The sequence below is a fragment of the Shewanella zhuhaiensis genome (assembly GCF_022484835.1).
GTDB classification, from domain to species: Bacteria; Pseudomonadota; Gammaproteobacteria; order Enterobacterales; family Shewanellaceae; genus Shewanella; species Shewanella khirikhana.
Genome location: NZ_JAKUDL010000005.1, coordinates 140,291 through 167,211 on the forward strand (window position 1 = coordinate 140,291; position 26,921 = coordinate 167,211).

The 26,921-nt window shown below is 55.3% G+C and carries 26 protein-coding genes; 10 read left to right on the forward strand and 16 right to left on the reverse strand.

Features of this window, described 5'->3' with window-relative positions; translation table 11 throughout:
* Positions 1–16: 16 nt before the first annotated feature.
* From glgX to MJ923_RS14530, 3 genes are read right to left on the reverse strand one after another with little or no spacing between them, the layout of a single operon-like run.
* Positions 17–2,323, reverse strand: coding sequence for a glycogen debranching protein GlgX (gene glgX / locus MJ923_RS14520; RefSeq protein WP_240591714.1), 2,307 nt, complete (start codon positions 2,321–2,323; stop codon positions 17–19).
* On the reverse strand, positions 2,320–4,980 hold the full coding sequence (gene glgB, locus MJ923_RS14525) for a 1,4-alpha-glucan branching protein GlgB (protein WP_420854489.1): 2,661 nt from the start codon (positions 4,978–4,980) through the stop codon (positions 2,320–2,322). The genes glgX and glgB overlap by 4 nt, the downstream gene beginning before the upstream one ends.
* 50 nt (positions 4,981–5,030) lie before the next feature.
* A complete protein-coding gene (locus MJ923_RS14530) occupies positions 5,031–7,421 on the reverse strand; it encodes a 4-alpha-glucanotransferase (RefSeq protein WP_240591715.1) in 2,391 nt (796 codons plus the stop codon).
* A gap of 380 nt (positions 7,422–7,801) precedes the next feature.
* On the opposite strand from MJ923_RS14530, the gene yiaY reads away from it, so the two are divergent.
* The 3 genes from yiaY (at position 7,802) to nhaC (ending at position 11,798) form a co-directional block, all read left to right on the forward strand.
* The gene (gene yiaY / locus MJ923_RS14535) at positions 7,802–8,950 is read left to right on the forward strand and encodes an L-threonine dehydrogenase (RefSeq protein WP_126167613.1); all 1,149 of its coding nucleotides are present in this window, start codon (positions 7,802–7,804) and stop codon (positions 8,948–8,950) included.
* A 669-nt stretch (positions 8,951–9,619) separates the two neighbouring features.
* Positions 9,620–9,982: a cytoplasmic protein gene (locus tag MJ923_RS14540; protein ID WP_126167614.1), complete on the forward strand. Its 363-nt coding sequence runs from the start codon at positions 9,620–9,622 to the stop codon at positions 9,980–9,982.
* Positions 9,983–10,316: 334 nt separating this feature from the next.
* Positions 10,317–11,798: a Na+/H+ antiporter NhaC gene (gene nhaC / locus MJ923_RS14545; protein ID WP_240591716.1), complete on the forward strand. Its 1,482-nt coding sequence runs from the start codon at positions 10,317–10,319 to the stop codon at positions 11,796–11,798.
* Between the two features lie 55 nt (positions 11,799–11,853).
* Here the strand turns inward: nhaC and MJ923_RS14550 are convergent, their stop codons facing one another.
* A complete protein-coding gene (locus tag MJ923_RS14550) occupies positions 11,854–13,182 on the reverse strand; it encodes an NAD(P)/FAD-dependent oxidoreductase (RefSeq protein ID WP_240591717.1) in 1,329 nt (442 codons plus the stop codon).
* 10 nt (positions 13,183–13,192) lie between these two features.
* The gene (locus tag MJ923_RS14555) at positions 13,193–13,786 is read right to left on the reverse strand and encodes a GNAT family N-acetyltransferase (RefSeq protein ID WP_240591718.1); all 594 of its coding nucleotides are present in this window, start codon (positions 13,784–13,786) and stop codon (positions 13,193–13,195) included.
* Positions 13,787–13,961: 175 nt separating this feature from the next.
* Between MJ923_RS14555 and MJ923_RS14560 the strand changes: the two genes are divergently transcribed.
* Complete coding sequence (locus tag MJ923_RS14560) at positions 13,962–14,213, forward strand: hypothetical protein (RefSeq protein ID WP_240591719.1); 252 nt, start codon at positions 13,962–13,964, stop codon at positions 14,211–14,213.
* A 66-nt stretch (positions 14,214–14,279) separates the two neighbouring features.
* Here MJ923_RS14560 and MJ923_RS14565 read toward each other — a convergent pair whose 3' ends face one another.
* Both MJ923_RS14565 and ltaE read right to left on the reverse strand, forming a co-directional pair.
* A complete protein-coding gene (locus MJ923_RS14565; RefSeq protein WP_240591720.1) occupies positions 14,280–14,648 on the reverse strand; it encodes an acyl-CoA thioesterase in 369 nt (122 codons plus the stop codon).
* A gap of 212 nt (positions 14,649–14,860) precedes the next feature.
* Positions 14,861–15,874: a low-specificity L-threonine aldolase gene (gene ltaE, locus MJ923_RS14570; RefSeq protein ID WP_240591721.1), complete on the reverse strand. Its 1,014-nt coding sequence runs from the start codon at positions 15,872–15,874 to the stop codon at positions 14,861–14,863.
* Between the two features lie 218 nt (positions 15,875–16,092).
* On the opposite strand from ltaE, the gene MJ923_RS14575 reads away from it, so the two are divergent.
* Positions 16,093–16,728 carry a trimeric intracellular cation channel family protein gene (locus MJ923_RS14575; RefSeq protein WP_164551194.1) on the forward strand — a complete coding sequence of 212 codons (636 nt, stop codon included), beginning with the start codon at positions 16,093–16,095 and terminating at the stop codon, positions 16,726–16,728.
* Positions 16,729–16,786: 58 nt separating this feature from the next.
* Here the strand turns inward: MJ923_RS14575 and tpx are convergent, their stop codons facing one another.
* The 5 genes from tpx to MJ923_RS14600 all read right to left on the reverse strand — a co-directional run bounded on the left by tpx (position 16,787) and on the right by MJ923_RS14600 (position 20,233).
* The gene (gene tpx / locus MJ923_RS14580; protein WP_240591722.1) at positions 16,787–17,362 is read right to left on the reverse strand and encodes a thiol peroxidase; all 576 of its coding nucleotides are present in this window, start codon (positions 17,360–17,362) and stop codon (positions 16,787–16,789) included.
* A gap of 155 nt (positions 17,363–17,517) precedes the next feature.
* Positions 17,518–18,345, reverse strand: a complete 828-nt coding sequence (locus MJ923_RS14585) for a mechanosensitive ion channel family protein (RefSeq protein ID WP_240591723.1) — start codon at positions 18,343–18,345, stop codon at positions 17,518–17,520.
* 33 nt (positions 18,346–18,378) lie between these two features.
* Positions 18,379–18,945 (reverse strand): OmpA family protein, encoded by a 567-nt coding sequence (locus MJ923_RS14590; protein ID WP_240591724.1) that lies wholly within the window; start codon positions 18,943–18,945, stop codon positions 18,379–18,381.
* A 159-nt stretch (positions 18,946–19,104) separates the two neighbouring features.
* Entirely contained in the window at positions 19,105–19,581 is a 477-nt protein-coding gene (locus MJ923_RS14595; RefSeq protein ID WP_240591725.1) for a DUF924 family protein, read from the reverse strand.
* A 211-nt stretch (positions 19,582–19,792) separates the two neighbouring features.
* Positions 19,793–20,233 carry a PACE efflux transporter gene (locus MJ923_RS14600; RefSeq protein WP_240591726.1) on the reverse strand — a complete coding sequence of 147 codons (441 nt, stop codon included), beginning with the start codon at positions 20,231–20,233 and terminating at the stop codon, positions 19,793–19,795.
* A gap of 172 nt (positions 20,234–20,405) precedes the next feature.
* On the opposite strand from MJ923_RS14600, the gene MJ923_RS14605 reads away from it, so the two are divergent.
* Positions 20,406–21,278, forward strand: coding sequence for a LysR family transcriptional regulator (locus tag MJ923_RS14605; RefSeq protein ID WP_240591727.1), 873 nt, complete (start codon positions 20,406–20,408; stop codon positions 21,276–21,278).
* A 100-nt stretch (positions 21,279–21,378) separates the two neighbouring features.
* Here the strand turns inward: MJ923_RS14605 and MJ923_RS14610 are convergent, their stop codons facing one another.
* The gene (locus MJ923_RS14610; RefSeq protein ID WP_240591728.1) at positions 21,379–21,939 is read right to left on the reverse strand and encodes a DUF4136 domain-containing protein; all 561 of its coding nucleotides are present in this window, start codon (positions 21,937–21,939) and stop codon (positions 21,379–21,381) included.
* A 184-nt stretch (positions 21,940–22,123) separates the two neighbouring features.
* On the opposite strand from MJ923_RS14610, the gene MJ923_RS14615 reads away from it, so the two are divergent.
* The 4 genes from MJ923_RS14615 (at position 22,124) to ruvX (ending at position 23,885) form a co-directional block, all read left to right on the forward strand.
* The gene (locus tag MJ923_RS14615) at positions 22,124–22,441 is read left to right on the forward strand and encodes a hypothetical protein (RefSeq protein WP_240591729.1); all 318 of its coding nucleotides are present in this window, start codon (positions 22,124–22,126) and stop codon (positions 22,439–22,441) included.
* A gap of 127 nt (positions 22,442–22,568) precedes the next feature.
* Positions 22,569–22,898 carry a stress response translation initiation inhibitor YciH gene (gene yciH / locus MJ923_RS14620; protein WP_126167629.1) on the forward strand — a complete coding sequence of 110 codons (330 nt, stop codon included), beginning with the start codon at positions 22,569–22,571 and terminating at the stop codon, positions 22,896–22,898.
* A 4-nt stretch (positions 22,899–22,902) separates the two neighbouring features.
* A complete protein-coding gene (locus MJ923_RS14625; RefSeq protein ID WP_240591730.1) occupies positions 22,903–23,466 on the forward strand; it encodes a YqgE/AlgH family protein in 564 nt (187 codons plus the stop codon).
* Positions 23,466–23,885 carry a Holliday junction resolvase RuvX gene (gene ruvX, locus MJ923_RS14630; protein ID WP_240591731.1) on the forward strand — a complete coding sequence of 140 codons (420 nt, stop codon included), beginning with the start codon at positions 23,466–23,468 and terminating at the stop codon, positions 23,883–23,885. Before MJ923_RS14625 ends, ruvX begins: the two co-directional genes overlap by 1 nt.
* Before the next feature lie 85 nt (positions 23,886–23,970).
* Here ruvX and MJ923_RS14635 read toward each other — a convergent pair whose 3' ends face one another.
* From MJ923_RS14635 to MJ923_RS14645, 3 genes are all read right to left on the reverse strand, one after another.
* Positions 23,971–24,600, reverse strand: a complete 630-nt coding sequence (locus MJ923_RS14635; RefSeq protein WP_240591732.1) for a glutathione peroxidase — start codon at positions 24,598–24,600, stop codon at positions 23,971–23,973.
* A 150-nt stretch (positions 24,601–24,750) separates the two neighbouring features.
* Complete coding sequence (locus tag MJ923_RS14640; RefSeq protein WP_126167632.1) at positions 24,751–25,863, reverse strand: PilT/PilU family type 4a pilus ATPase; 1,113 nt, start codon at positions 25,861–25,863, stop codon at positions 24,751–24,753.
* Between the two features lie 9 nt (positions 25,864–25,872).
* Positions 25,873–26,910 (reverse strand): type IV pilus twitching motility protein PilT, encoded by a 1,038-nt coding sequence (locus tag MJ923_RS14645; RefSeq protein WP_126167633.1) that lies wholly within the window; start codon positions 26,908–26,910, stop codon positions 25,873–25,875.
* Positions 26,911–26,921 lie beyond the last annotated feature (11 nt).

Consider the following 26,921-nt stretch of genomic DNA (forward strand, 5'->3'; position numbering starts at 1 on the left):
CCACATGCCCTGAGGCTTAAGGGTTGGGGTCTTTATCAACGGCAGCTTGCTGCTGTGCCTCGGAAAATTGCGCCCCGTCTGCCGCCGTCGAGACACTTTGCAACAGCGCCGCGCCAAAGGCCGGCAGGTACACACAGCTGCCGCTTTGCACCAGGCGGCCCTGGATAAGGCTGCTGCCATCAAGGTTGGTATCGGGACTGCTCGCAGAGTCAGCGGCATTGCTGCAAAGCATCTTAAGCTGCGACCAGAGGCTGAATGAGGGCAAACGCAGGATGCGATCGTCACTGCCGGGGTTTATCACAAACAGCAACAACTGCTCGCCGTGAAGGGGATGGTACTCGCCAAAGGCGGCTATCAGCGCTGTGGTGCCCTGAATGGCCTCGGCTACAATTGCCTGCTCTTCTTGCGCGGCCACTTTCTGTGTTGAAAAGCACTCGAGCGTGCCTGAACTTGCCCTGCAAGCATCCGGGCTTACGTCGAAAAACTTCGGCTCGGCCCCGACGGCATCACCAATGGCCTGTGCCAGCGGCGTTTGCTCATGGGGCGCCCTGGCAGGCGGTACTGCGGCAACCTTAAGCTCACGCTTTGCCGCGCCCTGCCAATCTGCGTCCTGCATCGGCTCGCCGCGCTCGTTAAACCAGGCGAGAAAGTGCCCCTTGCGGCCATCCTCTGCGCTGGTGCTGTGGATATAACGCTCAGCACCGAGGAGCAACAAACTGCGGCGAATAGCTATCAGCTTGCGGACAAATTCAGCAAAATCCTGATCGGCGTTTTCCCAGTCAATCCAGGTCAGTGGATTGTCCTGGCAGTAGGCGTTGTTATTGCCCTTTTGGGTTTGCCACAGCTCATCACCGGCACGCAGCATAGGCACCCCAAAGGAGCACAGCAGTGTCATCAGCATGGCGCGGGCCTTGTGCTGGCGCAGTGGTTCAAGCTCGGGGGCATCGCCCTCAACGCCCTGATTCTGGCTTAGGTTTTCCCGGTGGCCGTCGCAGTTGTCTTCAAGGTTCGCCTCGTTGTGGCGCTCGGTATAGGACAGTAAATCCCGAAGCGTAAAACCGTCGTGACTGGTGATGAAGTTAAGGCTCGCCCAGGGGCCGCGCAGGCTTGCTTCAAACAGATCCGCCGAGCCATGAAAGCGGCGGGCAAACTCCCCCAGCATGGCCTCATCGCCACGCCACAGGCGGCGAATGGCGTCGCGGTATCTGTCATTCCACTCCGAAAACGCCATCGGAAACTCGCCTAAGCGATACCCCCCCGGCCCCACATCCCAGGGCTCGGCGATAAGCTTGAGACGCTTAAGCTGAGGGTCCTGGCCGATGGCGGCGAAAAAGCCACTCATCACATCAAAGCCGGTGGCAGTGCGGCCAAGACAAGCGGCCAAATCGAATCTGAATCCATCAACCCCGCCCACCTCACTCCAGTAGCGCAGCGAATCCATCACCAACTCAAGCACCCGCGGATGATTGAGATTCAGGGTGTTGCCGCAGCCGGTGTCGTTGATATATCCGCCGCCCTCGGTGAGCCGATAATAGGCGGCATTATCGAGGGCCTTGAAGCTGTAAACCGGTCCCTCGGCGCCACCTTCGGCAGTGTGGTTGTAGACAACATCCAAAATCACCTCAATGCCGCGGCTGTGGAGGGCGTCGACCATGGCGCGAAAGTCGCTAATATCACCGTAGTCACTGTGGGGTGCGAAAAAGCCGATGCTGTTGTAACCCCAGTAGTTGGTGAGCCCCTTATCGGTTAAAAAGGGCTCGTGAAAAAACTGCTGGCAGGGCATCAGCTCAACCGCGGTAATGCCAAGATTGGCGAGATAATCGAGCACCTTAGGCTCAGTAAAGGCGAGAAACTTGCCGCGATGCTCATCGCGAATACCAGGAAAGCCCATGGAAAAGCCCTTTACATGCAGCTCGTAAAGCACGCTGTGCTCCATCGGCACACGGGGCCTTGGATGCACAAAAGGCGGCAGCGCGGCGGTATCCAGCAGACGACTTTTGAGAGCAGACACCTCGCGCTGTGACTTTGCCGGCATGCCAACTATGGCGCGAGCATAGGGATCAAGCAGCAGCCTTGATGGGTCTTTCAGTGAGCCAAAGGCGTCCTGCTCGCCGTGGACCCGGTAGCCATAACACTGGCCATGGCGCACCCCTTCCACGGTCAAAGACCAGAGGTCACCACGGCGGGTCATTGGATAACAAAACTCTTTATCAGCCTCGTCAATCAGGCACAAAAATACTGCCTGACTGTCTCCGCTGAACACGCAAAAACTGGCGCCTTCGTCGGTTAGCCATACTCCCGGCTGTCCGGCGTGGAAGTTCATTTTCGCGCCCCTTTCAACCCGGTACCGGCGGCTGGTTTGGCTGTCGCGGGCTTTGCGCTGGCTCTTGCGGTTTTGGCTTTCGTGGTTTTGGCTTTCTCGGTTTTAGCTTGAACAGCGTTGGTTTTAGCGGCAGCAGTTTTAGTGGCAGCGGTTTTACTGGCAGCGGTTTTACTGGCAGTAGCAAGCGAAGACTTGGCCGCAGCGAGCGCTTGCCCGGATACAGTGCGTTTGGAAGCAGCTCGCCCAATCACCAGGCAGCCAAGGGGCGGCACCGTGATAAGAGCGCTTCTTCGCTGCCCCTGAGCGGGCACGTCTTCACAGACAATTACCCCGCCATTGCCCTGATTGCTGCCGCCATAACAGTGGGCATCACTGTTTAAAAGCTCGCGCCACTCATCGGCGGCAGCACTGTCCTGCCCCGAAAGAATGTCCTGCCCCGAAACACTGTACTGCCCCGAAACACGGGCTTGCTCAGTATCATGCTCCCCGGCGTCAACCTCGATAACATCCGGCAAGCCAAGCCGGTAGCCGAGATACAGCTCAGGGGTCATATTGACCACAAACACCAGGGCCTCTTCGCCCCTTCCGCGCACAAAGGCGTAAATGCCGTGGGCGGCGTTGTCGCAGTCAAGCCAATGAAAGGCGGACATATCGTGATCGCTTAGCCCAAGCACACTGCGCTCGCGGTACAAGCGGTTCAAATCGGCAAGCCACAGCGCCAGCCCCTGATGGGGCGCATATTGCAAAAGGTGCCAGTCGAGGCTTCTGTCGTGGTTCCATTCATCACGCTGACCAAACTCGCCACCCATAAACAACAGCTTTTTGCCGGGGAAGCCCCACATGTAGCCGTAGTAGGCGCGAAGCGTTGCGAACTTCTGCCAGTCGTCACCGGGAATTTTCGACAGCAGCGCGCCTTTGCCGTGCACCACTTCGTCGTGACTGAGGGACAAAATAAACTGCTCGCTGTGGCCGTACATGATGCCGAACGTAAGCTGATGATGATGAAAACTGCGATAGACGGGGTCTTTGGCGAGATAACTTAAGCTGTCATTCATCCAGCCCATGTTCCATTTGAAGCCAAAGCCAAGCCCGCCCTGATGCACGGGCCGGGTAACACCGTCCCAGGCGGTTGACTCTTCGGCAATCATCATGATGCCGGGGAACTCGGCATAAAGCCGTTGATTCAGAAGCTTTAAAAAGTCGATGGCGTCGAGGTTTTCACGGCCACCTTCGCTGTTTGGTAGCCACTGCCCCGCCTCGCGGCTGTAATCGAGATACAGCATCGACGACACCGCATCGAGCCTGAGCCCATCGATGTGAAAGTCACGCAGCCACACGGTGGCCGCCGACAGTAAAAAGCTTTGCACCTCGGCGCGGCCATAGTTGTAGATCAGGGTGTCCCAGTCGGGATGACGTCCAAGGCGCGGATCTTCATGCTCATAAAGGCAACTGCCGTCGAAGCGCGCAAGGCCATGGGCATCGGATGGGAAATGGGCTATCACCCAATCCAGCAGCACGCCAATGCCGGCGCGGTGGCAGGCATCCACCAGATATTTAAGGTCATCGGCACTGCCAAAGCGCTGAGTGGGGGCAAAAAGGCCCACCGGCTGGTAACCCCATGAACCATCAAAGGGAAATTCCGACAGCGGCATCAGCTCAACATGGGTAAAGCCCATGGACTTGATGTAAGGCACCAACTCATCGGCAAGCTCGCGGTAACTGAGCCAGGCGCCCTGTGGCTTCTCACTGCTGCCCTGCTTTCGCCGCCAGGAGCCGGGATGCAGCTCGTAAATACTCACGGCTTCTTTGTGCCAATCGCGGCTGCGCCCGCGCATCCAGGCTTCGTCCTGCCACACAAATGCAGAGACTGGCGCCACTCTGGATGCATTATTGGGCGCAGCTTCCATCGCTTTGGCAAAGGGGTCGGACTTGATAAGAAGCTCCCCAGCAGGCGTGAGGATTTCAAACTTGTAGTGGGCTAAATCATGCACTGCCGGGATAAAAATTTCCCAAATGCCACTGGCAGGATGATGGCGCATCACATGCACCCGGCCGTCCCAATGGTTGAAATCGCCAATCACAGAAACCCGTTTGGCATTGGGTGCCCAAACGCAAAACAAAATGCCCGCCACGCCATCGACAACACGCTGATTGGCACCCAGATAATCCTGGGCATAAAGCTCACGCCCCTCACCGAAAAGGTAGAGCGAAGTGTCGTCAAGCTGGGAGCCAAAGCCGTAGGGGTCATCAATCACCACCTCAAAGGCGGGATAGGCCACCCGCAGCCGGTAGGCAAAGGGATTACTGCGCCGCCCAAGCAGGCCGGCAAACAGCCCTTCCCGCGCCACCGCATCAAGACTTGCTACCTTTTTGCCATCTTTGGTCAGCACATCCACCGCCATGGCACCCGGCAAAAAGCAGCGCACACAGAGCTTGCCGGCGACCTTGTGCATGCCCAGCAGGGAAAACACATTGACGTATTCGCCGCGGGCCAACAGGCGGGCCTCCTGCTCACTGATAAGCCCTGAATCAGCCAAGACTGGGCTTTGGACTTGTGAATACGCATCGGCATACGTCTGCTCGGAGTTCTGGCCCAACGCCGAAGCGCTGACCAGGGTGCTATTCACATCGCTTTCGCAAACATCCGGGGCTGTCATGGTGTCCTCCAAAGGCGGTAACTGGATATTTTTAAAATGTAATTCTGTGCTCAGGCATCTGTCCCCTGGGTCGCCACAGTGTCAGGCTGCAATTCACCGCGCCTGCCCAAACGAATGGCATGCAAGCGGGCGCGAAATCCGGCCGATTGCCACAGGTTGTCCAACGATTGGCTAAGGCGGGCGCGCCAGTTGGGATATTCGTTATGGGTGCCGGGGATATTCACCGGCCGTGTTTCCAGCGCCAGATCCCAAAGGCTGACCCCCACAAGCTCGGCGCGGCTGCGACCGCACCAATTGAGCAGGGCATCGAATACGGCAAGTTCATCGTCGGACGCAGTGGCATCTGACTTCAGGGCATTTGCTGCCAGCACCCCTTCATCCGACAGCGCCTGAGCCAGCGCCTCTTTATCGCGCCGACGCTGCATAAGTACCCCTTCACGGCCAAGACCTATGGCGTCAAGCTGCTGTAAATCCAGCCCTCGCCACCAGGCGATAAAGGGCGGCACATCCTGATTGCCAAGCTGCAGCAAGGCCGCGCGGCGCTGTTTGGCAGGGGCAATAAAACGCTCGCCTTCACGGCAGAAATAAATCAGGTCATTGCCAAAAATCCCAAGCTTTTTAAGCTCTTCTCTGAGCCCTGGCGGCACAGTTCCAAGATCTTCACCTATGAGTACGCAGCGGCTTAAATGGCTCTCGAGGGTTAAGATGGCCAGCAGGGTGTCGGCCGGGAAATGCAGGTAGCAGCCAAGTCGTGTATCGCCAGCGCCGCCGTCCTGTTCCGGGTGAGCTTGCTTTGCCGCGTCGCCGCCAAGGGCTGGGCTCCAGCACCAGATGCGGCTCATCGCCATCACATGGTCGATACGAAGGGCACCGCAGTGGCGCATGTTTTCGCGGCAAAGGCGCCTGAAAGCCTGAAAGGCAGATTGCTTCAGGGCCACTGGGTCAAAAGGCGGCATGCCCCAATTCTGGCCGGTGGCGGAAAAGGGGTCTGGCGGCGCGCCAATATCGAGCCGCTCACAAAAGGCGGTGAGTTCATCAGACCCCGCTGCAGCAGCCTCTCCGGCAGGCTCTTGCAGTAAGGGCCCGGCAGCGCAGCGCTGGTAGCGGGCACTGACTTCACTGCCCTGCCCCAGCGCGCCGACGGCGAGATCCCGTACCAGCCCAAGTCGCATTCCCACCTGACGGCAGCGCAGCTGACTTTGCTCAAGCTGTTCATCGGCCACAAATTGCAGCCAGGCAAAGAAGCGCGGGGTCTTGAGCACCACAGACAGCGCCTCGTCTGCCCACCAGAGCACGCCCTCGCTTACGGCGCCAAGCGCCTTGGCTTCAGCAAGCTGGCTTTGGCAGAAATTCTCAAGCGCCTGACCACGGCTTTTAACAAAGGCTTCGAAGCGCTGCACCCGGCCACAGAGTTCGTCCATGGCCTCAAACGCCGCAAACAGTCGCGCCAATGCCCGGTATTTGAGCAGCGCTACTTTGGGATAATCAATCTCAGCAAGTTGGTTAAGCAGCAACCGCTCGCGCAGCCACTCACCCACTTTAAATTGCTGACTGAGACCGGCATATTCCGGCAGCCAGTCGATGGCAATCGACAGTGGATTTAGAAAGCGTCTGTCCCACGGGCTGTATGGGCTGATAAGGCTGGTGTTTGCGAGCGAAGGCGCGTGCAGCGGGGTTAAGGTAATAAAGTCGCAGCCGGATTCGGCGCCAAGCTCAATCAGTTTGCCCAGATCGGCAAAATCGCCCACGCCCCACTGGCGCTGACTGCGAAGATAAAAAAGGCTGATCCCAAGGCCCCATGGGCGACTGAGTTTGGAAGGAGCAGACGTATCCAGTACCCCCAGATAGCCGCGTCTGGGGACAATCAACAACTCGCCGGAAAAGGCATGTTGCGAAAACCAATCCAGGGTCGCCGTCAGTTGGTACTCGCCAATTTGAAGCTCAAGGGGCAATGGCAAACGCAATCTGATGTAACGGCCATCGGGGCGAAGATAGTCGCCCACCTCTTTTGCCTGCGCCAGCGTCAAACTGAGCCGATAGCTTGCCGGCGCCTTGGCGCCTGAGTTTTCGTCGCCAGTCAAGCGGATACAAAGCTCAATTAAGTGTTGGGAGTGCAGAGGATTGGCAGCAGCTGAGCCAAACTCATGCTGCTGAGCAACAGGCAGCTGCATCCCCGCAAAGGCGGACTCTGGCAGTTGCAGTTCGATGGCGGGCTCATCAACAAAGGCGTGTTGCAGCCCCGGCAGCACATGGAGCCAGGGGTTAGCGTCCAGCGCTTCAATACGTTTGGCAATATCCTGCTCGCCCGGTGCTGAGTCCCTGCGCATCAGGGCACACAGCAAGGCCATGCGTTCATCATGACTGAAGCTGCGCTCAGCGCCGCTGCAATCGATGAACCTGTCTCCTATCCCTTGCAGATAAAAGAGCTTGTCCAATGCCATTCTCTCCACCCTATTCGACCATCAGTGGTCATAGAGCAGACAGCATGCCAAGGAATTGCTTCACTTTGGTTTCAGCAAAATGAAGATAAAAATTATCGACTTGGGGAATCTGCGGCCAAGAGTAAGTGGGTGGAATTGCAGGTATTTGATTTCATTTGAGCACCAAGGCAGTGCAGGCTGCACAAAAATGCATCAGCCGCTGCACGGTAAACTACTGCGCCAGACAACAGGGCAACACCATTGTGTTAACCACTTACAACTTTTGAATTCTTTTACTCACTTGTGGGTACAAAGCCTGCACCGGATCACAAATTCAGCCCTAAGCCACTGTTACCTTTAGTGCCAGAAGAAACTCAATTTCAGCTTAGAAAGGTGGATGTATGGCTGCTAAATTTTTTATCCCGTCAGTAAACGTACTCGGTCAGGGTGCGGTGGACGATGCCATTGGCGATATCAAAACCCTCGGCTTTAAAAAGGCACTGATTGTGACCGATAAGCCCTTGGTGCAAATCGGTATTGCCGGCGATCTGGTCGAAAAACTCGGTGAAAACGGCATTGTGGCCGTGGTGTTTGATGGCGTACAGCCCAACCCCACCACAGGCAACGTGGAAGCTGGCCTTAAACTTTTGAAAGACAACCAGTGTGACTTTGTGGTTTCACTGGGCGGCGGCTCGCCCCACGACTGCGCCAAGGGCATTGCTCTGGTGGCCACCAATGGCGGCAGCATTAAAGACTACGAAGGAGTGGACAAATCGGCCAAGCCGCAACTACCGCTGGTGGCCATTAACACCACCGCAGGTACCGCCAGCGAAATGACCCGCTTCTGTATCATCACCGACGAAGCGCGCCATATCAAAATGGCCATTGTGGACAAGCACACCACGCCGATTTTGTCGGTAAACGACCCTGAGCTGATGCTGAAAAAGCCCGCCGCGCTCACCGCTGCCACAGGTATGGACGCGCTGACCCACGCGGTTGAAGCTTACGTATCCATTGCCGCCAACCCCATTACCGATGCCTGCGCCATCAAGGCGATTGAACTTATCCAGGCCAACCTTGCCCGTGCGGTGCACGATGGTCAGGATCTTGAAGCCCGCGAACAGATGGCCTACGCCCAGTTCCTTGCCGGTATGGCCTTTAACAACGCAAGTCTTGGTTATGTGCACGCCATGGCGCACCAACTGGGTGGTTTCTACGACCTGCCCCACGGCGTATGTAACGCCCTGCTGCTGCCTTATGTGCAGGAGTACAACGCTCAGGTTGCGGCTAAGCGCCTGAAAGATGTGGCGAAAGCCATGGGTGTTGAAGTTGCGGCGCTGACCGACGAGCAAGGCGCCCAGGCGGCCATCGATGCTATCAAGGCCCTGTCCAAAGCGGTGAACATCCCTGAAAACCTCACCGTACTTGGGGTGAAAGAAGCGGACATTCCGGTGCTGGCAGACAACGCCCTGAAAGATGCCTGTGGCTTTACCAATCCCAAGCAGGCAAGCCACGAAGAAATCTGTCAGATTTTCAAGAATGCGCTTTAACTTTCGCTGACGGCCGGGCTTAAGCCCAGCCTTTCCAGCGAGGCAAAGCCAGGCCCCCGGTGCTCCCCCGGGGGCCTTTTTATTGGCCACTTGATCCCCGAATAGATATCAATGAAACAGCTCGATAGCGTACAGCATCATTTAATGACGCGATCGCGGTTCAAAAGGCAAAGATTTCCCCGGATTGATGTAAATTTACCTACATTTTTAGCCAGAGCAGGGTTACAGAATGATACAAATCACTTAGAATGTGCTTGTTCGCTTTTTCCCTGCAAAGATTAGGCAAACACAGGCCCGGCTTAATGCCGGGCCGTTTCTTTTCTGATGCGTTAACCGCTTCCATCCCTCGCAGGCAGCGGCAAGCAGGCAGCGTCAATAAGTGTCGATACCAAGCGACGTCTTAAATCATCACGCAAAAGTCATTAGGCGAAGCCATTTGGCAGCGGCTCACCCTTGCCAAAACCAGCCAGTCCACTCAGCACGGCTTTCCATTACGACTGTTCAGTTTTTCATCAGCGATTGCTAAAGTTTGATCCAACACCCGTTTTAACCCCCATGAGCATGTTACAAACAAGACAAGTGACACTGATGCTACACATTTTTGAAAATCGGGCTAAGGTAACACTATCTTAGGCGCAACATTTTTGGTGAACATAAGGCAGGAAAGCGATGACAGCCATTACCCATGTTTATAACTACACAGTACGCTGCCCACACTACAAGGATCCCCAGCACGAGGTTAGCTGGAAAAACCACATCGAGTTAAACCACTCCAGTGAAATCGCCCTGAAACGTATCACCAAATGGCACAGCGAGTCCGGCGAGCTGGCATTTGAAGACGCAGGGTTTGTGATACGCAAGGCCACCGATGAAAAGGCGTTTTTTGCGGTGCAAAGCTCCCGGCTGAAAAACGACGGTCATGCCCTGGTCACCTTTAAACTCTTCCTAGATGAGTGCTGCGACGAAGCCGATCCTAAGGCGATTGTCAGCCACCTTATCGAAGATTATCAGGACCGCCTCGGCAAAATCTGATTGTGCTTAACCGCTTAAAGGGTGCCAAAGGGCGCCCTTTTTGTTTTTGACACTCTTCACTTCATTTGTCACATCTATGACCCCTTACTCCTTCCTGCGGCGGCTTTTAACCTTGCGGAGCTTCACCGAATAACGTGGCCTGGACGGCGCCAAGGTAACGGATTTGTTATCGACTTTTGTCATTCAAGTATGTCAGGATAGGCTTGCTCTGGGCGCGCACAGGCGCTCAGCGTCCGGCAGACACTGCCAAACACAAGCAAAAACATAAAGGCCAAAACAGGCCATCCGGCACCAAAGTCGGAATAAAAATTATAATAATTTCAGGATGTAAAATATGACCTCCCACAAACAGCCCAGCCTGGTGGATGCGCTTATCCCCGTGGCGGCCCTGGTCACCATGCTCGCCGCCGCCGTTTACCTTTTCTCCTCCGACAGCTCCTCCGGTGCCAACCAGATAGCCCTGATCCTCGCCGCCTGTATCGCCATGGTGGTGGGCATTAAAAATGGCTTTTGCTGGAAAGATGTCGAAGAAGGCATGGTGCGCAGTATTGGAGTAGCCACCCCGGCACTGCTGATCCTGTTCTCGGTGGGCTCTTTAATTGGCGCCTGGATCCTCTCAGGCACAGTGCCTGCCATGATTTACTACGGTATGCAGGTGTTGAGCCCGGATTATTTTTATGCGGCCAGCTGCCTTTTGTGTGCACTGGTGGCCCTGTCTATCGGTAGCTCCTGGACAGTGGCAGGCACCCTGGGTATCGCCCTTGTTGGCATTGCCCAGGCAGTTGGCCTGAGCCTTGAAATTACGGCAGGTGCCATCATCAGCGGCGCCTATTTTGGCGATAAAATGTCGCCAATGTCGGACACCACCAATCTGGCACCCGCCGTGGCGGGCACGGATATTTTCAGCCATATCCGCCATATGACATGGACCACAGTGCCCAGCATCCTGATTGCACTACTGATTTTCCTATTTATTGGTCTGTCGGCCGATACCAGCGGGGTGGAAACCAACCTCGACGCCACCCTGGCACTGCTCGACGGCGAATTTCATATCGGCCCGCATCTGCTATTGCCACTGCTGGTGGTTATCTTTCTTGCCTACCGCAAAATGCCCGCCTTCCCTACCGTGATCCTGGGCACCCTCGCCGGTGTGCTTTGCGCCGCGCTGTTCCAATTCGATGGCGTAACCAAGCTTGCCGCAGATCCAAGTCTGGGTCAGCCACTGGCGCTCATCAAGGGGCTGTGGATTGCCATGTTCAATGGCTACAGCGCCAACACCGGCGATGAGATGCTGGACAGCCTGCTGAGCCGTGGCGGTATGTCGGGCATGGTCAACACCGTATGGCTGATTTTGTCGGCCATGGCCTTTGGCGGGGTGATGGAAGCCACGGGGCTGCTGAACCGTTTGCTGCAAAGTATGCTGTCGATGGTGAAAACCTCATCCAGTCTGGTGATCACCACTCTGGGCTGTGCCATCGGTGCCAATATCATCACTGCCGATCAGTTTATTGCCATCATTTTGCCCGGCCGTATGCTCAAGCTTGAGTACAGCCGTCATAATCTGGCGCCGGTAAACCTGTCGCGTGCCCTGGAAGACTCAGCCACTGTCACCAGTCCGCTGGTTCCCTGGAACACCTGCGGCGCTTTTATGGCAAGCACCCTTGGCGTCGCCACCATTGCTTATCTGCCATTCGCCTTTTTCAATTACATCTGCCCCGTGGTAAGTGCAGGCTATGCCTACTTCCAGATTAAACTGCTGCCTCTGGATGAGTCAGAGTCTTTATTGGATGAGCAAGCATCTGAATTAACCGAATAAAGGTCTTCAATTGAAAAGCCCGGATGGACACAGGTCTCTCCGGGCTTTTTGTTGCTTACCCCAGCGCATCCCGGAAACGGCCGTAATGGTAGTAGCCCCATTGTCCGAGGCGACGAAGCGGCGCCAGCGGAAAATGTGGCAAAGGCGTGCCATAAAGAGGCAACTGGGGCGGTTTTACACCGCTTAGCATTCCCGCCAGGCGCCAGGCTGCCTGGGCCGAAAAAGACACGCCAGCACCGCAATAACCCATGCTGTAACCTGCCCCGCCTCTGGTATACACATGGGGCATATCATCCATGGCGGCAGCAAGCCAGCCGTGCCAGTGATGGCTGAGCGAAACCCCGGATAACGCCGGAAACGCGCGGCACATGGCCTGTTGCAAGCGCCGCACATAAACATAGTCATCGGCATCCTTGCCCCACACCGCGCCGCGGCCACCAAACAGCAACCGATTGTCCGGCAGCAAACGGTAATAGTATTTGAGCACCCGGGTATCCATGGCCACCTGACGGCTGTAAAGCCCGGCTTCATGAAGCAGCTCGTCACTGAGCGGTTCGGTAACTATGACATTGCTCAAAATCGGCAAAAAACGCCCGGCAAGCATGTCGGTCAGCGACGGCTGCGAATAGGCATTACCGGCATACACCAGCGCGTTTGCCTGCAGCTGGCCCTGGGAGGTTTCAAGCACATAGCCCGCTGCCTCCTGACGACTGCCAAGCACAGTGCTGCCTTCATGAATTATCACACCGGCCTGTTCGGCAAGCCGTGCGTAACCCAGCAACAACTTAAGCGGATTGAGGCCAAAACCATCGGCAAGGCGCAATGCGCCGAAGGATTGCTGATGATTGAGAAACTCCGCTTTGAGCCGTTCAGGACTGATAAACTCGGCACCCTGGCCCATATGGCGGGCAATAAAATCGGCACCGGCCTGCATTGAAGCCATGGCTTTGGGACTGTGGGCGATTTTAAGGTAGCCCTGCTGCTGGGGTTCACAGTCGATGGCAGCGGTATGGATAATATCCTCAACCCGGCTGACAGCCTCGGAAAACTCCTGATAAATGCCCTTGGCAGTATCAAGACTCCAGCGGGATGCCATTTGGGCGTAACTGAGGCGGCCCGAGCCTTTGAGCACAAAGCCACCGTTGCGGGCGCTGGCACCAAAACCGACCCGGTTGGCCTCAAGCACTGTAACCTCGCGGCCATATTCCGATGCCAGATACCAGGCCGTCAGCAGCCCGGTGAAACCGGCACCAATCACTACCACATCCGCTTTGTGGCCGCCCTGCAGCGGCGGTCTGGGCGGCGCCAATTCAGTCGTGCTACTCCAATAGGAGCGCGCCAGCGGCAGCCCGGCAGGGCACGAACTAACCAAAGGATCGTACACGGCGGGCTCCTTACAGCATCAACAGCATTTCACAGGCGGTGCAGTGGCAATCGTTACCGCACAGGGTGCACAGGTAATCGGGATTGTCGTGGGATTGGTTCCAGCGGTCCGGATGGGCCTTGATAAGTTTGCCTCCGGCCTTGGTGAAATAGCGCACCGCCGCATTGTTGGGGCTTTCCTGCCACAGATGGGCCACCCCGGCCTTGGCGCCCTGCGCCTTGGCGGCGGCTGCGGCATTGGCAAGCAGCAAACCACCGAGGCCCTTGCCACGGGCATGCTCAGCCAGAGTGTTGGATTTGAAATAACACACCTCTTCAATCGCGACACCCCAAAGTTCGGGGCTGCACCAGGTATCAGGCTGCCAGTTTCCGGCAGCGACAGTCAGGCGAAAGCCCAGCAATTCACTGCCACTGCGGGCGACAAAACTGGCATTAATGCCCCCTTTCACGCCGGCGCGCCACAGCGCCTCAAGATGAGGCAGGTCGAGATAGGCTTCACCGTGCACAATTTCACCCAGCGCAAGCACATCGGCAAAGTCGGCAGGCTGCATTTCGAAGATGTCGATGGCCAGGGGATCGGCTGGCGGAGTTTGAGAAGAAAGCATAGGGAACTCACAGATTTTGTTATTGTTTTGTGAAATCAGCCTATCATAGTCTTTTCGATAAAGGCAGGGGCAAACCGGCGAGTGCAAATAAGTCTCAGCCAGCTTAGGCACAAACCAGGAGGCAAAAAAGGCAGTAATTGGTAGTATAATGGCCGCCAATAACCAAGGAGCCTTTATGAAAGCCTTAGCAACTCTCACTACCACACTTGCGATTCTGGCACTGCTTGGCGGCTGCGCCGAGCTTAAAGACGCTGGGCGCACCGTGGGAGATACCACCAAGGACGTTACCCGCGAAATCGGCCACACCACCCGCGATGCCACCAAGGCGATTGGTCACGCTACCCGTGATGCCACCAAGGCCGTTGGTCATGCCTCACGGGATGCGGTCAATTCAGTCAAAGAAGAGCTTTCTGAAGAGAAAAACTGACAGGCTTCCCTGCCGCCAGTTCACGCCCGGGATTAACTCCAGGCTTCCAACATGGGCGCTGAGCCTTCAGGCGGCATAGGCCCGCATCCCATGGGGGGTAGGCAATCCCTTCTCATTCACATGCACAAAAACCAGCTTTTCCACGGTCACCACCGGCAGCAGCGACACCTTGTTGCGCACCTTGGCACGCACCGTAATGGAGCTGTGCCCCATGCTGATAAGTTCGAAGCCAAACTCCAGCACATCGCCAGCCCGCGCCGGCGTGATAAAGTTGATTTCGGCGATAAGTTTGGTGACATGCCGCTCGCTCTTCATTTGGCAGGCAGCAAAAATGGCCGCCTCTTCGTCGAGCCAGCTGAGCAACTGACCGCCGAACAGGGTATTGGCGGGATTGAGATGATCGGGTTTAACCAAACGACGGCTCAGGTATTTCATGGGGTGTCCTCCGTGATGTTCACCCCAATGTCTTTGCAACCGCCGCGCCACAGTTGTGGCGCCATATAAATCAATTAGTTGAACAACCGCCCACCTCAATAGAGGTAAAAGCTGCACCAAGTTTGCGCGTGCGTCCCCAAGAGCGCGCCGCGCTGGGGCACGTTCTGCCCCAGCTGCTGAGCTCATGACCGCTCACACTGGATAAGCCGGGCTTACTGACAGATTGATTTAAGCGCCGCAATAAAGCTGTGCACATCTGCGCGGCTGATGTCCTTATGGGTGACCAGACGAAGCTGCTTTGATGCTGAAATTACAAAACCACGACTGCTCAGCTCGGCTGCGACTGCCTGAATATCGATATTGTCAGCCACCCTGGCAAACACCATATTGGTTTGCACCGATGCCATATCTACGTCAAAACCGTCGATTTGCACAAGCTCCCGGGCCAGCAATGCCGCATTGTCATGATCGTCAGCCAGTCGCTCGACCTGCTGCTCCAGCGCCACTATGGCAGCACCAGCAAGCACACCGGCCTGACGCATGCCCCCACCCAGCATTTTGCGCCAGCGACGCGCCTTTTGAATAAGCCTGTCATCCCCCAGCAGCAGCGAGCCCACTGGCGCGCACAGTCCCTTGGACAGACACAGGGATACCGAGTCAAAGTGACCGGCAATCTCCGCCATGGGCTTGTTCAGCGCCACCGCTGCATTGGCAAGCCGGGCGCCATCCAGATGAATTTTAAGACCCCGATTAAACGCCAGTGCCTGGGCGTCCGCCAAATAACTCATCGGCAGCACCTTACCACCTATGGTGTTTTCAAGGCTCAAAAGACGGGTACGGGCATAGTGCACATCGTCGGGCTTAATGGCCGCCTCTATATCCTCAAGGGCAATGCTGCCATCGGCCTGGTTATTCAGTGGCTGCGGCTGAATACTGCCAAGCACTGCAGCGCCGCCGCCTTCGAAACGGTAATTGTGGGCCTGCTGGCCGCAGATGTATTCGTCGCCGCGATCGCAGTGGCTCATCAGCGCCAGCAAATTGGCCTGAGTGCCCGAACTGGTAAACAGTGCATTGTCGAAACCCAGCATTTCTGCGGCCATGGCTTCCAGACGGTTGACCGTGGGATCATCTCCGTATACATCATCCCCCAGCGGCGCATCAAACATGGCGCGGCGCATGGCGTCGGTTGGTTGAGTCACGGTATCACTTCTGAAATCCACTGGCATTGGTTGTCCCCCGCTAAGTAAAGTCACAGCCGATTATCAAGGCTAATGTCATGAAAGGCCAGCACAGCAACACTGTGCGCCGAACAGGCGTTCATCTGCCCCCGGAAACATCTGGCTCACACATTACATAATCTAATGCAAATCCCGAACTAATCTTGGTTGAAAAGGCCAGAGATTCAGGCAAAATGCAGCGTTTTTCACCCCATCGGAGCGCCAAAGTGGCACAAACAGAATTCATTATGATCCTTTGGCTTATCGGTGTACTTGCCGAGGCCATGACCGGTGCCCTCGCGGCCGGTCGCAAACAGATGGATCTGTTCGGGGTAGTGATTATCGGTCTGGTCACCGCCGTGGGTGGCGGCACCCTCAGGGATATGCTGCTTGGCAACTATCCGCTGATCTGGATTGCCAACTGGCACTATTTGATTGCCATTGCCGCCGCTTCGCTGCTGACAGTGTTGATTGCGCCGTTGATGCGTTATCTGGGCAGGCTGTTTTTGGCCATTGATGCACTGGGGCTGGCGGTATTTTCTATTACCGGCGCCCAGAAAACCCTGATGCTGGGTTTCAGCCCCGTGGTGGCCGTGGCCATGGGGGTGGTAACCGGCGTGTTTGGCGGGGTGCTTCGCGACATTCTCTGTAACGAGATCCCATTGATTTTCAGGCGTGAATTTTACGCGCTCGCCTCGGCATTAACCGCCTCGGCCTATGTGCTGCTGGCCATGAGCGGCTTTGGCGGCTGGCCAAGTCTGCTGGGCTGCCTGCTGCTGGGCTTTGGCCTGAGGATGTGTGCTATCCGTTATCGCTGGTCGATGCCGACCTTTAATTACCAGAGCGATCCCCACGCCCACTGAGCCATATCAACAAAAAGCGCCGCAATAGCGGCGCTTTTTTATTATTCAACCCATCGAATTAACGGCTGCTGATATCGGTAAGCGCCTTGAGCGCCGCATCATAATCGGGGTGCTTGCTCACTTCCGGGACCAGCTCGCTGTATCTGAGCACGCCATCGGCATCAACAATAAAGATACTGCGGGCCAGCAGACCCATATTTTCAATCAGGAGCCCGTATTCTTCGGCGAAGTTGCGCCAGACAGAGTCGGACAATACCTGAATATTTTCAACGCCTTCCACTTTGCAAAAACGCTTCTGGGCAAAGGGTAAGTCGGTGCTTAAGGTCAGCATGACCACCGACTTGGGATCAAACTTACCCACTTCGTCGTTGAAGCGCTTGGTTTGCAGCGCACATACCCCGGTATCCAGGCTGGGCACGGCGCTGATAAGCACTGTTTTGCCCTTAAAGTCACTCAGGGCGACCGGATTAAAGGCGCTGTCGACCACCCGAAATCCCGGCGCTGCCTGACCCACCTCTGGTAAGGTGCCTGACAGGGCAACCGGTTTGCCTCCCATGGTCACGCTGGCGCGCTCGGCGGCGTATGGGCTGACACAAACAGCCATTAAGGCTGCCAATAACAGTGGTTTAAACATGGCGACTCTCCCTGAAGCTGTGCCTTATTGCATGGACTGATGACCTGGCGCCATCAGCACTATTAACCAAACAGTGTTGCAAAAAGCCTTTGCTATCGCCATAGGCGGCAATAAAAAAGCCGGCAAAAGCCGGCTCTTTTCAGAATAACTGCTGATTATTTTGCAGCAGGCAATTCTTTCACGTGAATATCCATCTGCGGATAAGGAATGCCGATGTTGTTGGCATCCAGCGCGTTCTTGATTTGCTCCATCAGCTCGAACTTGGCAGCCCAGTAGTCGCCGCTTTTCACCCATGGACGCACCACGAAGTCGATGGAAGATGCACCCAGCTCGTTCAGCGCAACTGTGTAAGCAGGGTCTTTGAGCACATACTGGTTGTTGTCCAGAATGTCGGTCAGCACCTTCTTGGTCAGAGCGATGTCGGCATCGTAAGACACGCCAATCACCAGATCCACACGGCGCTTCTCCATGGCGGAGTAGTTGGTGATGGTGCCATTCATGATGGCAGAGTTAGGCGCGATAATAACCTTGTTGTCACCTGTACGCAGTTTGGTAGAGAAGATGGTGATTTCATCTACCACACCCGCGATGCCAGCGGCTTCAATGAAGTCACCCACGCGGCATGGACGGAACAGAACCATCAGCACACCGGCAGCAAAGTTGGACAAAGAACCTTGCAGCGCCAGACCTACCGCCAGACCGGCGGCACCGATGACCGCAACCAGAGAGGCTGTCTGCACACCAATTTGACCCAGGGTGGCAATGATGGTGAACACAAACACCACGGCCCACGCCAGGTTGGCCACAAATGAGGTGACGGTTTGGTCAATCTTACGGTTGGTCATCACCTTGGTGGTGACTTTCTTCACCACGTTGGAGATGTACTTACCCACCAGGAAGATGATGATGGCAAAAATGACTTTCATGCCGTAGGTCATCGCAAGCTCAGGGGCTTGATCGAGAAGCGCTTGGATATGTTCCATTAAGTTACTCCCTTAAAAAGTAGAAACGCTTTTTTATTCAACAATTATCAGTATATCCACGCGGCGGTTTTGTTGTCTGCCGTACTCGGTTTCGTTGGAGGCTACCGGCTCGGAATCCCCACAGGATTCGAGACGGATCCGCGCCCTTTCAATGCCAAAGTCACCACTCAGCACAGCCGCCACATTTTCGGCTCGTGCAAGGGACAGGCGTCGGTTGACGTCATCCTTGCCGATAATATCGGTGTGCCCCTTAAGTAGCAGTGACACCTTTTGCTCCCTCACAGAATCTGCCAACCGCGCCAGCATGGCGGCATCTTCAAAGGGTACAAAAGCCGATCCGAATTCAAAATAAACCGATGGAATTTCAGCATGGTTACAATCGGCCGGAAATGGCTGATTGTCCGAGGTCATCAAGCACAGAGGAGAAGAAAAAGAAGGTTGAACTGCGCACCCGTTGGCGCCAACTTTGCTGCCTGCGGGAGTGCCGGGACATGCGTCCTTGAAGTCCGGAACCCCATCTCCATCTTTATCACTGTTTGCCTGCACCCAGGGTCCGTAAAGACACAGCAGCAGTAAACAGCCTTTTAGCCACGGATCCATAGTGAAATCCCTGAGGTTTAATCACAGACACAGCATAATCTGCGCCATTTCAGGATCTTTCGACCCCATGATCAACGGATGATATTTTACTGCTTAATTCACAAAGAAAAAGCATTTTGTTTTCATCATGGGATAAGGCTAGCAGTAGTGTCTGGAAATTCAAACATTTGACTGACATCCTGCCACGGCGGACTCAAGGCCCGCCTGCTGCCACCAGCCCTGCCATTGGGCCAGTCGACACAGCTGCGGATCCTGATCGGCCGCGAGGGCGCGCATGCCCCCAAGCAGGCGTGACAGCAACAGTTTGTCTTCTTCGAGTTGGGAGTGAAACAGCGGCGCATAAAAGCCATGTCGGCCACAAAGGTCAAGCTGGGTATCAAAGCCGCGGCGAATACCACTGATACACAGAGCGCGTGCCTTGAAGTGCCAGCGCTCAGGGCTTGGCAGCCCGAGGCGCTTTGGCACCTGGGTGAAGAGTAAAATCAGCGCCAGCATTCCGGGAGGAGTGGATTGCCAGTCATCCAGCTCGCCATTGGCGGCCTGTTGGATCAGTTCCCGCCAGCGGCTTGAGCACACGGCATCGGGCGTATCCCCCCCTTCCAAACTGTCAAACCAGGATGCCAAAAATGCCTGCATAGCTTACGCCTTCTGCCAGATGCGTTACCCAATACCTTTTTGGACTGGATAACAGCGCGGGTTAAGAAAATAGCGGCAGCACATTCATTTGAGCCACAAATGCCACTACCGGCTGGCAGCATAACAAGGCGTTCGCAGCGCTGCTGCTCGACTTTGGTCGAGTTGTACTCACTATTGGCAGCGCCATTCATCGGCGGTGTGGCTTGCGTCTTTATGGATTGCAGGGCACTGGGCGGTGCCAGAGAGGCCGCAGCTTGTCGTACAGCCAGAAGAACAGCCCGCCATACACAAAGAAGAACAGCAAAAATCCGGCATCCAGCAGCAGCGCCTGCCACAGGCTTACATCCAGATACCAGGCAATCACAGGCACACTCACCAACACCAGCCCAAGCTCGAAGCCGAGCACATGCCCTACCCTCAGCCAAAAGCCGCGTTTGGCCCTTGGTACGGCAATGACCTTGTCAAACCAGAGGTTGTAGAGGTAGTTCCACAGCAGCGCAAAGATGCACAGCAGCGCGCCTATCACCGTCATATGACCGCCACTTTCACCGGTCAGCCAGGCGGCCAGCGGTACCACCATCACCAGCCCCAACAGTTCAAATATCATTGCCTGCAGTGCCCGCTCAGGCGTGCTCATTTCTGATTTGGTCATCTCGGCCGTCAGTTCAGACCTCACTGCCTTCGCATTGCCTATATGACCATTGCACTTTTGACTGTTGCTCTTTTGACCCTTGCCCATGTTCTGTCTCCCCAAAGATCCGACTGCGGCCATTTTCTATCTGCTAAAATGCCAAATAAAGTTAGATACCATCTGGAATATCGATATGCTTGGTCACGAGCAGCTACTCTGTTTTGTCACTACCGTGGAAGAAGGTTCGTTTTCCGGCGCCGCCAGACGCCTTGGCAAGGTGCAATCTGCAGTGAGTCAGCAGGTGATCAATATGGAAATCGACTGCGGCCATCAACTATTCGACCGGACGGGCCGCTACCCGGCACTGACCGCTGAAGGCGAGCGCCTGCTCCCCTATGCCAAAGCCGTGCTTGGCCAGCAGCACAGGCTAAATCAGCAAGTGTCACTGCTTGGGCAAATCGGTCCTGCCAGTCTGACGCTGGCCTATGATGAAGGCATTCCCGAGCAGCAGCTTCTGCGGCTGCTGACCGAGCTGCCCGATGCCTTTCCCGGGCTTAAAGTGGAAATTCTGTCCGCAGCGAGCAGCGATATTATCGAAATGACCCGCACCGGACGGGTGGGCGCAGGCTTGGTATTCAGTGAGGCGCTTTATCCGGAAGGCATGGATTTTGAGTCCATCGGCAGCGTACGCTTTGAGCCGGTGGTGGCAAGCCATCACCCGCTGGCCAAGCGCACTCTGGCACACATAGATGAGCTTAAGCTGCACCGACAGTTGGTAATAGGCGCCCGCGGGCAGCATCGCAGCTTTTTGAGTGAGCCTCATTCCCCCGATGCCTGGTATGCCGACAACTACTTTGTGCTGATGACCCTGGTTCAGCAGGGACTGGGATGGGCGCTGTTACCCAAACATTTGGTTGAGCGCGACTTGCTCAAGGGCAATATGCAACGGCTGCCGATCAGTTTTGAGTCTCTCGGGTGGCAGGCCAATGTGGATATTATCCAGCATCACAGCCTGTCGATGTCACCGCTGGGACAACATTTGCGGACAGCCCTGCGACTTAAATAACCCTGGCTATTAAGGGCATCAGCTACAAAAAAAGCGACCTCTGGTCGCTTTTTGATTACTCAAGTATTGTATTAGCCTACAAAGGCTTATTGCTTTGCAGCTACTTGCCTTCAGGCTTGGGCGGATAATTCATCATCACGCTGGAGACGGCTTCACGCACCTTGGCTTCGCGCTCCTGAGGGGTGTTTTTATCGCGAATGGTGTCGGCCACTGAGCCGCGCCACACCAGCTTACCGGTTTTACTGTCAACCAAATCAATGATCAGCGTGCCCACTTCGTACTCGCGCACTGTGGTCTGGGTCTGCACATGGCCGCCCCAACCCCAGCCGGGGCCCCAATATGGGTTGTAGCCGTAGTTGGTGTTGAAGGTATCGACATTGATTTTCTTATCAACCTTGGTGAGATAGTTCACCAACAGATCGGCACCCGCCTTGTCTGTCTTGCTGAAACCCTTTTGGTTAAGCTCGGATTCAATGGCGTCGCGTACCCGCTGATCCATCAAACCATCCAGATGGTAACCGGCTTCATCGCCTTGTTTTTCAATCCAGCTATAGGTTTTGTACTGATTGAAGCTAACACCGGGATCGAAGTCCCAGCTGGTATTCAGGCTGGAACAGGCACTGAGTGCCAGCGCTGCTGCCGCGATAATAAGTTTCTTCATAATAACTTCCCCGAAAAAGCGATTCTTCTGCTGGGTAAGACAGAAGGACGGTAAATTGGTTTCAGCTTAACTGCCATTTTTGTGAGTAACAACTGAAAAATATCACGATTTCCAGGTAGCACTTGACCCGGACAAAACATTTATTGATAATCATTATCAATTAGGTTTAACAGGAGGTTTGCCCGTGTACTGGTTTATCGCTGCCATTGTGATTGCATCTGCCGTGTTCTTTTTCGCCCCGGCGTCCAACAAGGTCAGTACCGACATCAGCACGGAACACTCCAGCCTGACGAATCCCGGGCTGCTATTGGTCTCCCTGCTGGTGACCAGCTGGTTATTGCTCACCCAAATCACCCCCGAGAAGTTATTGCCTGCCAGCCTGGCGCTGGCAATGTTGGCGCTGAGTGCCATTTTAACTGTGCCCAGCCTGCGCCGCTTTATGCTGCCGGCACTGCTGCTCACCTCGGCGTTGCTGCTGACCAATCTACTGCTGATGTTTTAAGCACTGATAGTCAGAGCCGATAGTCACACAAGCCACCTGCGGGTGGCTTTTGTCGTTTGTCTAGGAGCCAAATGCCCGTCCACTCTGGTAAACTGGCAAAAATGCCCCGTGGAAAAAGCATCCCAAAATGAGAATCGATCCGAACGTATTACTGGTCTACAGCACAGATAAAGGCAGAATCGATGAGCCCAAGGAACAGGCCGAAGTCCCCAAAGGGGATGGCGTCGTCCGTATTCACAAAGACAGTAAAGGCCGTAAGGGCAAGGGTGTCAGCGTAATTAAAGGTCTGGGGCTGGACGTTAGTGAACTTAAAGAGCTGGCGCAAAAGCTGAAAAAACAGTGCGGCTGCGGCGGTACTGTCAAAGACTTTGATATTGAAATCCAAACCGACAATCGCGAGCAGCTAAAATCCTTGCTGGAAAAGCAAGGCTTCACGGTTAAACTCGCCGGGGGTTAGGCCTATGGACAGTCTTAAAAATCATTTACTTATTGCTATGCCAAGCCTTAATGACGGTTTTTTCGACCGCAGCGTTGTTTACCTGTGTGAGCACGATGCCAAGGGCGCCATGGGGCTGATGATCAATCGTCCGGTGGGTATGTCAATCAGGGATCTGCTTGCCCAGCTCGACCTGTTGCCGGAAGAAGGCATTTTACTGAGTGAAACCCGCGATCAGGTACTGGTGGGCGGCCCGGTGAATCCGGAGCGCGGCTTTGTGCTGCACACCACCCAGGGCGGCTGGGCTAATTCCAGTGCCTTGACCGACGAGCTGATGCTCACTACATCGCGGGATATTCTCTCATCCCTTGGCACCCACAAGGCTCCCAAGGACTTTGTGGTGGCGCTGGGCTACGCAGGTTGGAGCGCGGGTCAGCTTGAGCAGGAGCTTGCCGACAACAGCTGGCTCACCATCCCTGCCAGCGATGAAATTCTGTTTGCCCTGCCCCACGAAGACCGCTGGCAACAGGCCAGCAAGTCGCTGGGCTTTGAACTGTGGCAGGTATCCAGCCAGACGGGACATGCCTGATGAGTACAGTGATGGGCTTTGATTTTGGTACCAAAAGCATAGGTATCGCCGTTGGCCAGTCAATTACCGGCAGCGCCAATCCGCTCACCTCGGTTAAGGCGGTGGATGGGATCCCCAATTGGGATGACATCGGCAAGCTGATTAACGAGTGGAAACCCGATTTATTGGTGATTGGCCTGCCACTGAACATGGATGGCACCGAACAGGAGATGACCCAACGGGCACGCAAGTTCGCCAACCGCCTGAATGGCCGTTTCGGGGTGAAGATTGCCACCCAGGATGAGCGCCTGACCACAGCCGATGCCAAGGCCAGGCTGTTTGAGCTTGGCGGATTCAAGGCGCTGACCAAGGGCCAGGTGGATGCGGTATCGGCGGTATTGATTGTCGAAAGCTACTTTGAAAATCAATATTGCGGCTGATATCGCCAATAAAAAACGCCGCTGATGCGGCGTTTTTTTATTTCAGCCTGAATGCGTTACACCTCAAAGCGCCTTGGATAACACTCTAAAGCGCTTTGGGCAATAGGGCCTCGATTGCAGCCTTTAGCTCCAGGCTGTCGGGCTTCACCCGTGAGTTGAATGCCTTTACTTCACTGCCATCGGCAGATACCAGATACTTGTAGAAATTCCACTTGGGCGAGCCGGCCTTATCTCCCAGATACTCAAATACCGGGTTGGCATCACCGCCACGCACCGCCGAGGTGGCCAGCATGGTGAAGGTTACCCCGTAATTGAGGTAACACACATTGGCGGTGTCCTTTTCATCGTTTTCTTCCTGAAAGAAATCATCGGAAGGAAAGCCCACCAGCACCAGCCCCTTGGGACCATATTCCTTATTCAGCTGCTCCAACGCCTTGAACTGCGGGGTAAAACCACAATTACTGGCGGTGTTGATAAAGAGCACAGGCTTGCCGGCGGCAATGTCGCACAGGTTGACCGACTCGCTGGAGTGCAGCTTTCGAAACTCATGGTTGAGATACGCAGGGCAAGCGGACTGAGCGCCCACTGTTTGCTCCGCCGCGCCCTGCGCTACTGTGTCCTGTACTTCGGCGCCCTTTACTTCGGTGCCCTGCACTTCCGCTATTGCCGGATGAACACCTGCAATCAACAGCAATGAAAACAATAAACTACGCATCCTGACTCCTGAATATTAATGTCTTCAGTGACCTTTCCCGGCGTTAACCGGCCAATGAGGGAAAGCAATTGGTTTAGATGAGAGTACGCCACAAGCGGCCGCTGCGATCAAAAAACCAGGCATACGCCTGGTTTTTTTCATCACAAAGCGTCAGTCCATATCCAGGGTCACGCCCTCGAGGAAACCTGAGCCCGTGCTTTCCGAGCCTGCCAGCTTAATCATCAAACGCAGGTCGTTTGGCGAGTCGGCGTGGTGCAGCGCATCGGCGTAGCTGATTTCACCTTCCTGATACAGCTGGAACAGGGCCTGGTCGAAGGTCTGCATCCCCTGCTCATTGGACTTGGCCATGGTGTCTTTCAGCAAGTGCAGCTCATTTTTCTGAATGATGCTGGACACACGGGGAGTGTTAATCAGAATTTCGATGGCGGCACGGCGACCTGTGCCATCGGCCTTGGGCACCAATTGCTGCGCCACAATGCCGCGCAGGTTAAGCGACAGGTCAAACAGCAGCTGCTGGTGTTTACTTTCAGGCACCAGGTGCATGATACGGTCCAGCGCCTGGTTGGCGTTGTTGGCGTGTAGGGTTGCCATACACAGGTGACCGGTTTCGGCGAACGACAAGGCAAACTCCATGGTTTCCTGGCTGCGGATCTCACCGATAAGGATCACATCCGGGGCCTGACGCAGCGAACTCTTGAGCGCCGCATCGAAGGAGTCTGTATCTATGCCCACTTCGCGCTGGGTAATGATACTCTTGCGGTGGTCGTGCACAAATTCCACCGGATCTTCGATAGTCAGAATATGGCCGCGCTCATGGGCGTTACGGTAACCCACCATGGCCGCGAGCGACGTTGACTTACCGGTACCTGTACCACCCACCATGATGATAAGACCGCGCTTACTCATTACCAGGTCTTTCAGCACTGGCGGCAGTTTCAGATCTTCCATCTCAGGGATGCGGGTTTCGATACGGCGCATTACGCAGCCAGGCGATTCACGTTGCCAGAATGCGCTCACACGAAAACGGCCAAGATCTTTGGCGGCAAAAGCGAAGTTACATTCGCGACTTTCGTGGAATTCTTTCTTTTGCGCATCGCTCATCAGCGATTCAACGAAGTCCAGCGACTGCGCCGGGCTGAATGGATTTTCCGCCAGCGGCCGCAGTTCACCATCGATTTTGGCGCTGGGCGGAAAGCCTGCGGTGATGAACAAATCCGAGGCTTTACGCTCGACCATCACCTTCAAAAAGGGACGTACATCCATGGTTAATCCTTAAAATGTCGCCTGCTTGTTGGAACTCTTGGCCATGGCATCTTCACGGGTGATGAGACCACGGTTCACCAGGTTGGCCAGACACTGCTCGAGGGTCTGCATGCCGTGGGCCATACCGGTTTGAATGGCCGAATACATCTGCGCCACCTTGTCCTCACGGATAAGGTTACGGATAGCCGGAGTACCCATCATGATTTCGTGCGCCGCCACCCGGCCGCCGCCAATCTTCTTGATAAGGGTCTGGGAAATTACCGCCTGCAATGACTCTGACAACATGGTACGCACCATGTCTTTTTCACCGGCGGGGAATACGTCAACCACACGGTCAATGGTCTTGGCCGCCGAGGTGGTGTGCAGGGTGCCAAAAACCAGGTGACCTGTTTCTGCGGCTGTCATGGCCAGACGAATGGTTTCAAGGTCACGCATCTCACCCACCAGGATCACGTCGGGGTCTTCACGCAGCGCGCTTCGAAGGGCGGCGTTAAAGCTGTGGGTGTGGCGATGCACTTCACGCTGGTTAATCAGACACTGTTTGTTCTGATGCACAAATTCGATAGGGTCTTCGATGGTCAGGATGTGGTCGTGACGGTTTTCGTTCACATAGTCAATCATGCCCGCCAGGGTGGTACTCTTACCGGAACCGGTTGGGCCGGTTACCAGCACCAGACCACGGGGGAAACTGGCGATTTTTTTGAAGATTTCCGGCGCGCCCAGCTGCTCAAGGGTCAGGATCTGGCTGGGAATGGTACGGAACACCGCCGCCGCACCGCGGGACTGGTTAAAGGCGTTCACACGGAAACGGGCGAGATTGGGCACTTCGAAGGAAAAGTCGATTTCCAGGTGCTCTTCATAGTCTTTGCGCTGCTTGTCATTCATAATGTCGTACACCAAGGAGTGTACGCCGGCATGATCGAGTGCAGGCAGATTGATTTTACGCACTTCGCCGTCCACACGGATCATGGGGGGAACCCCGGCAGACAGGTGCAGATCCGAGGCTTTGTGTTTTACACTAAACGCCAGTAACTCTGTGATTTCCATGGTATGGGATA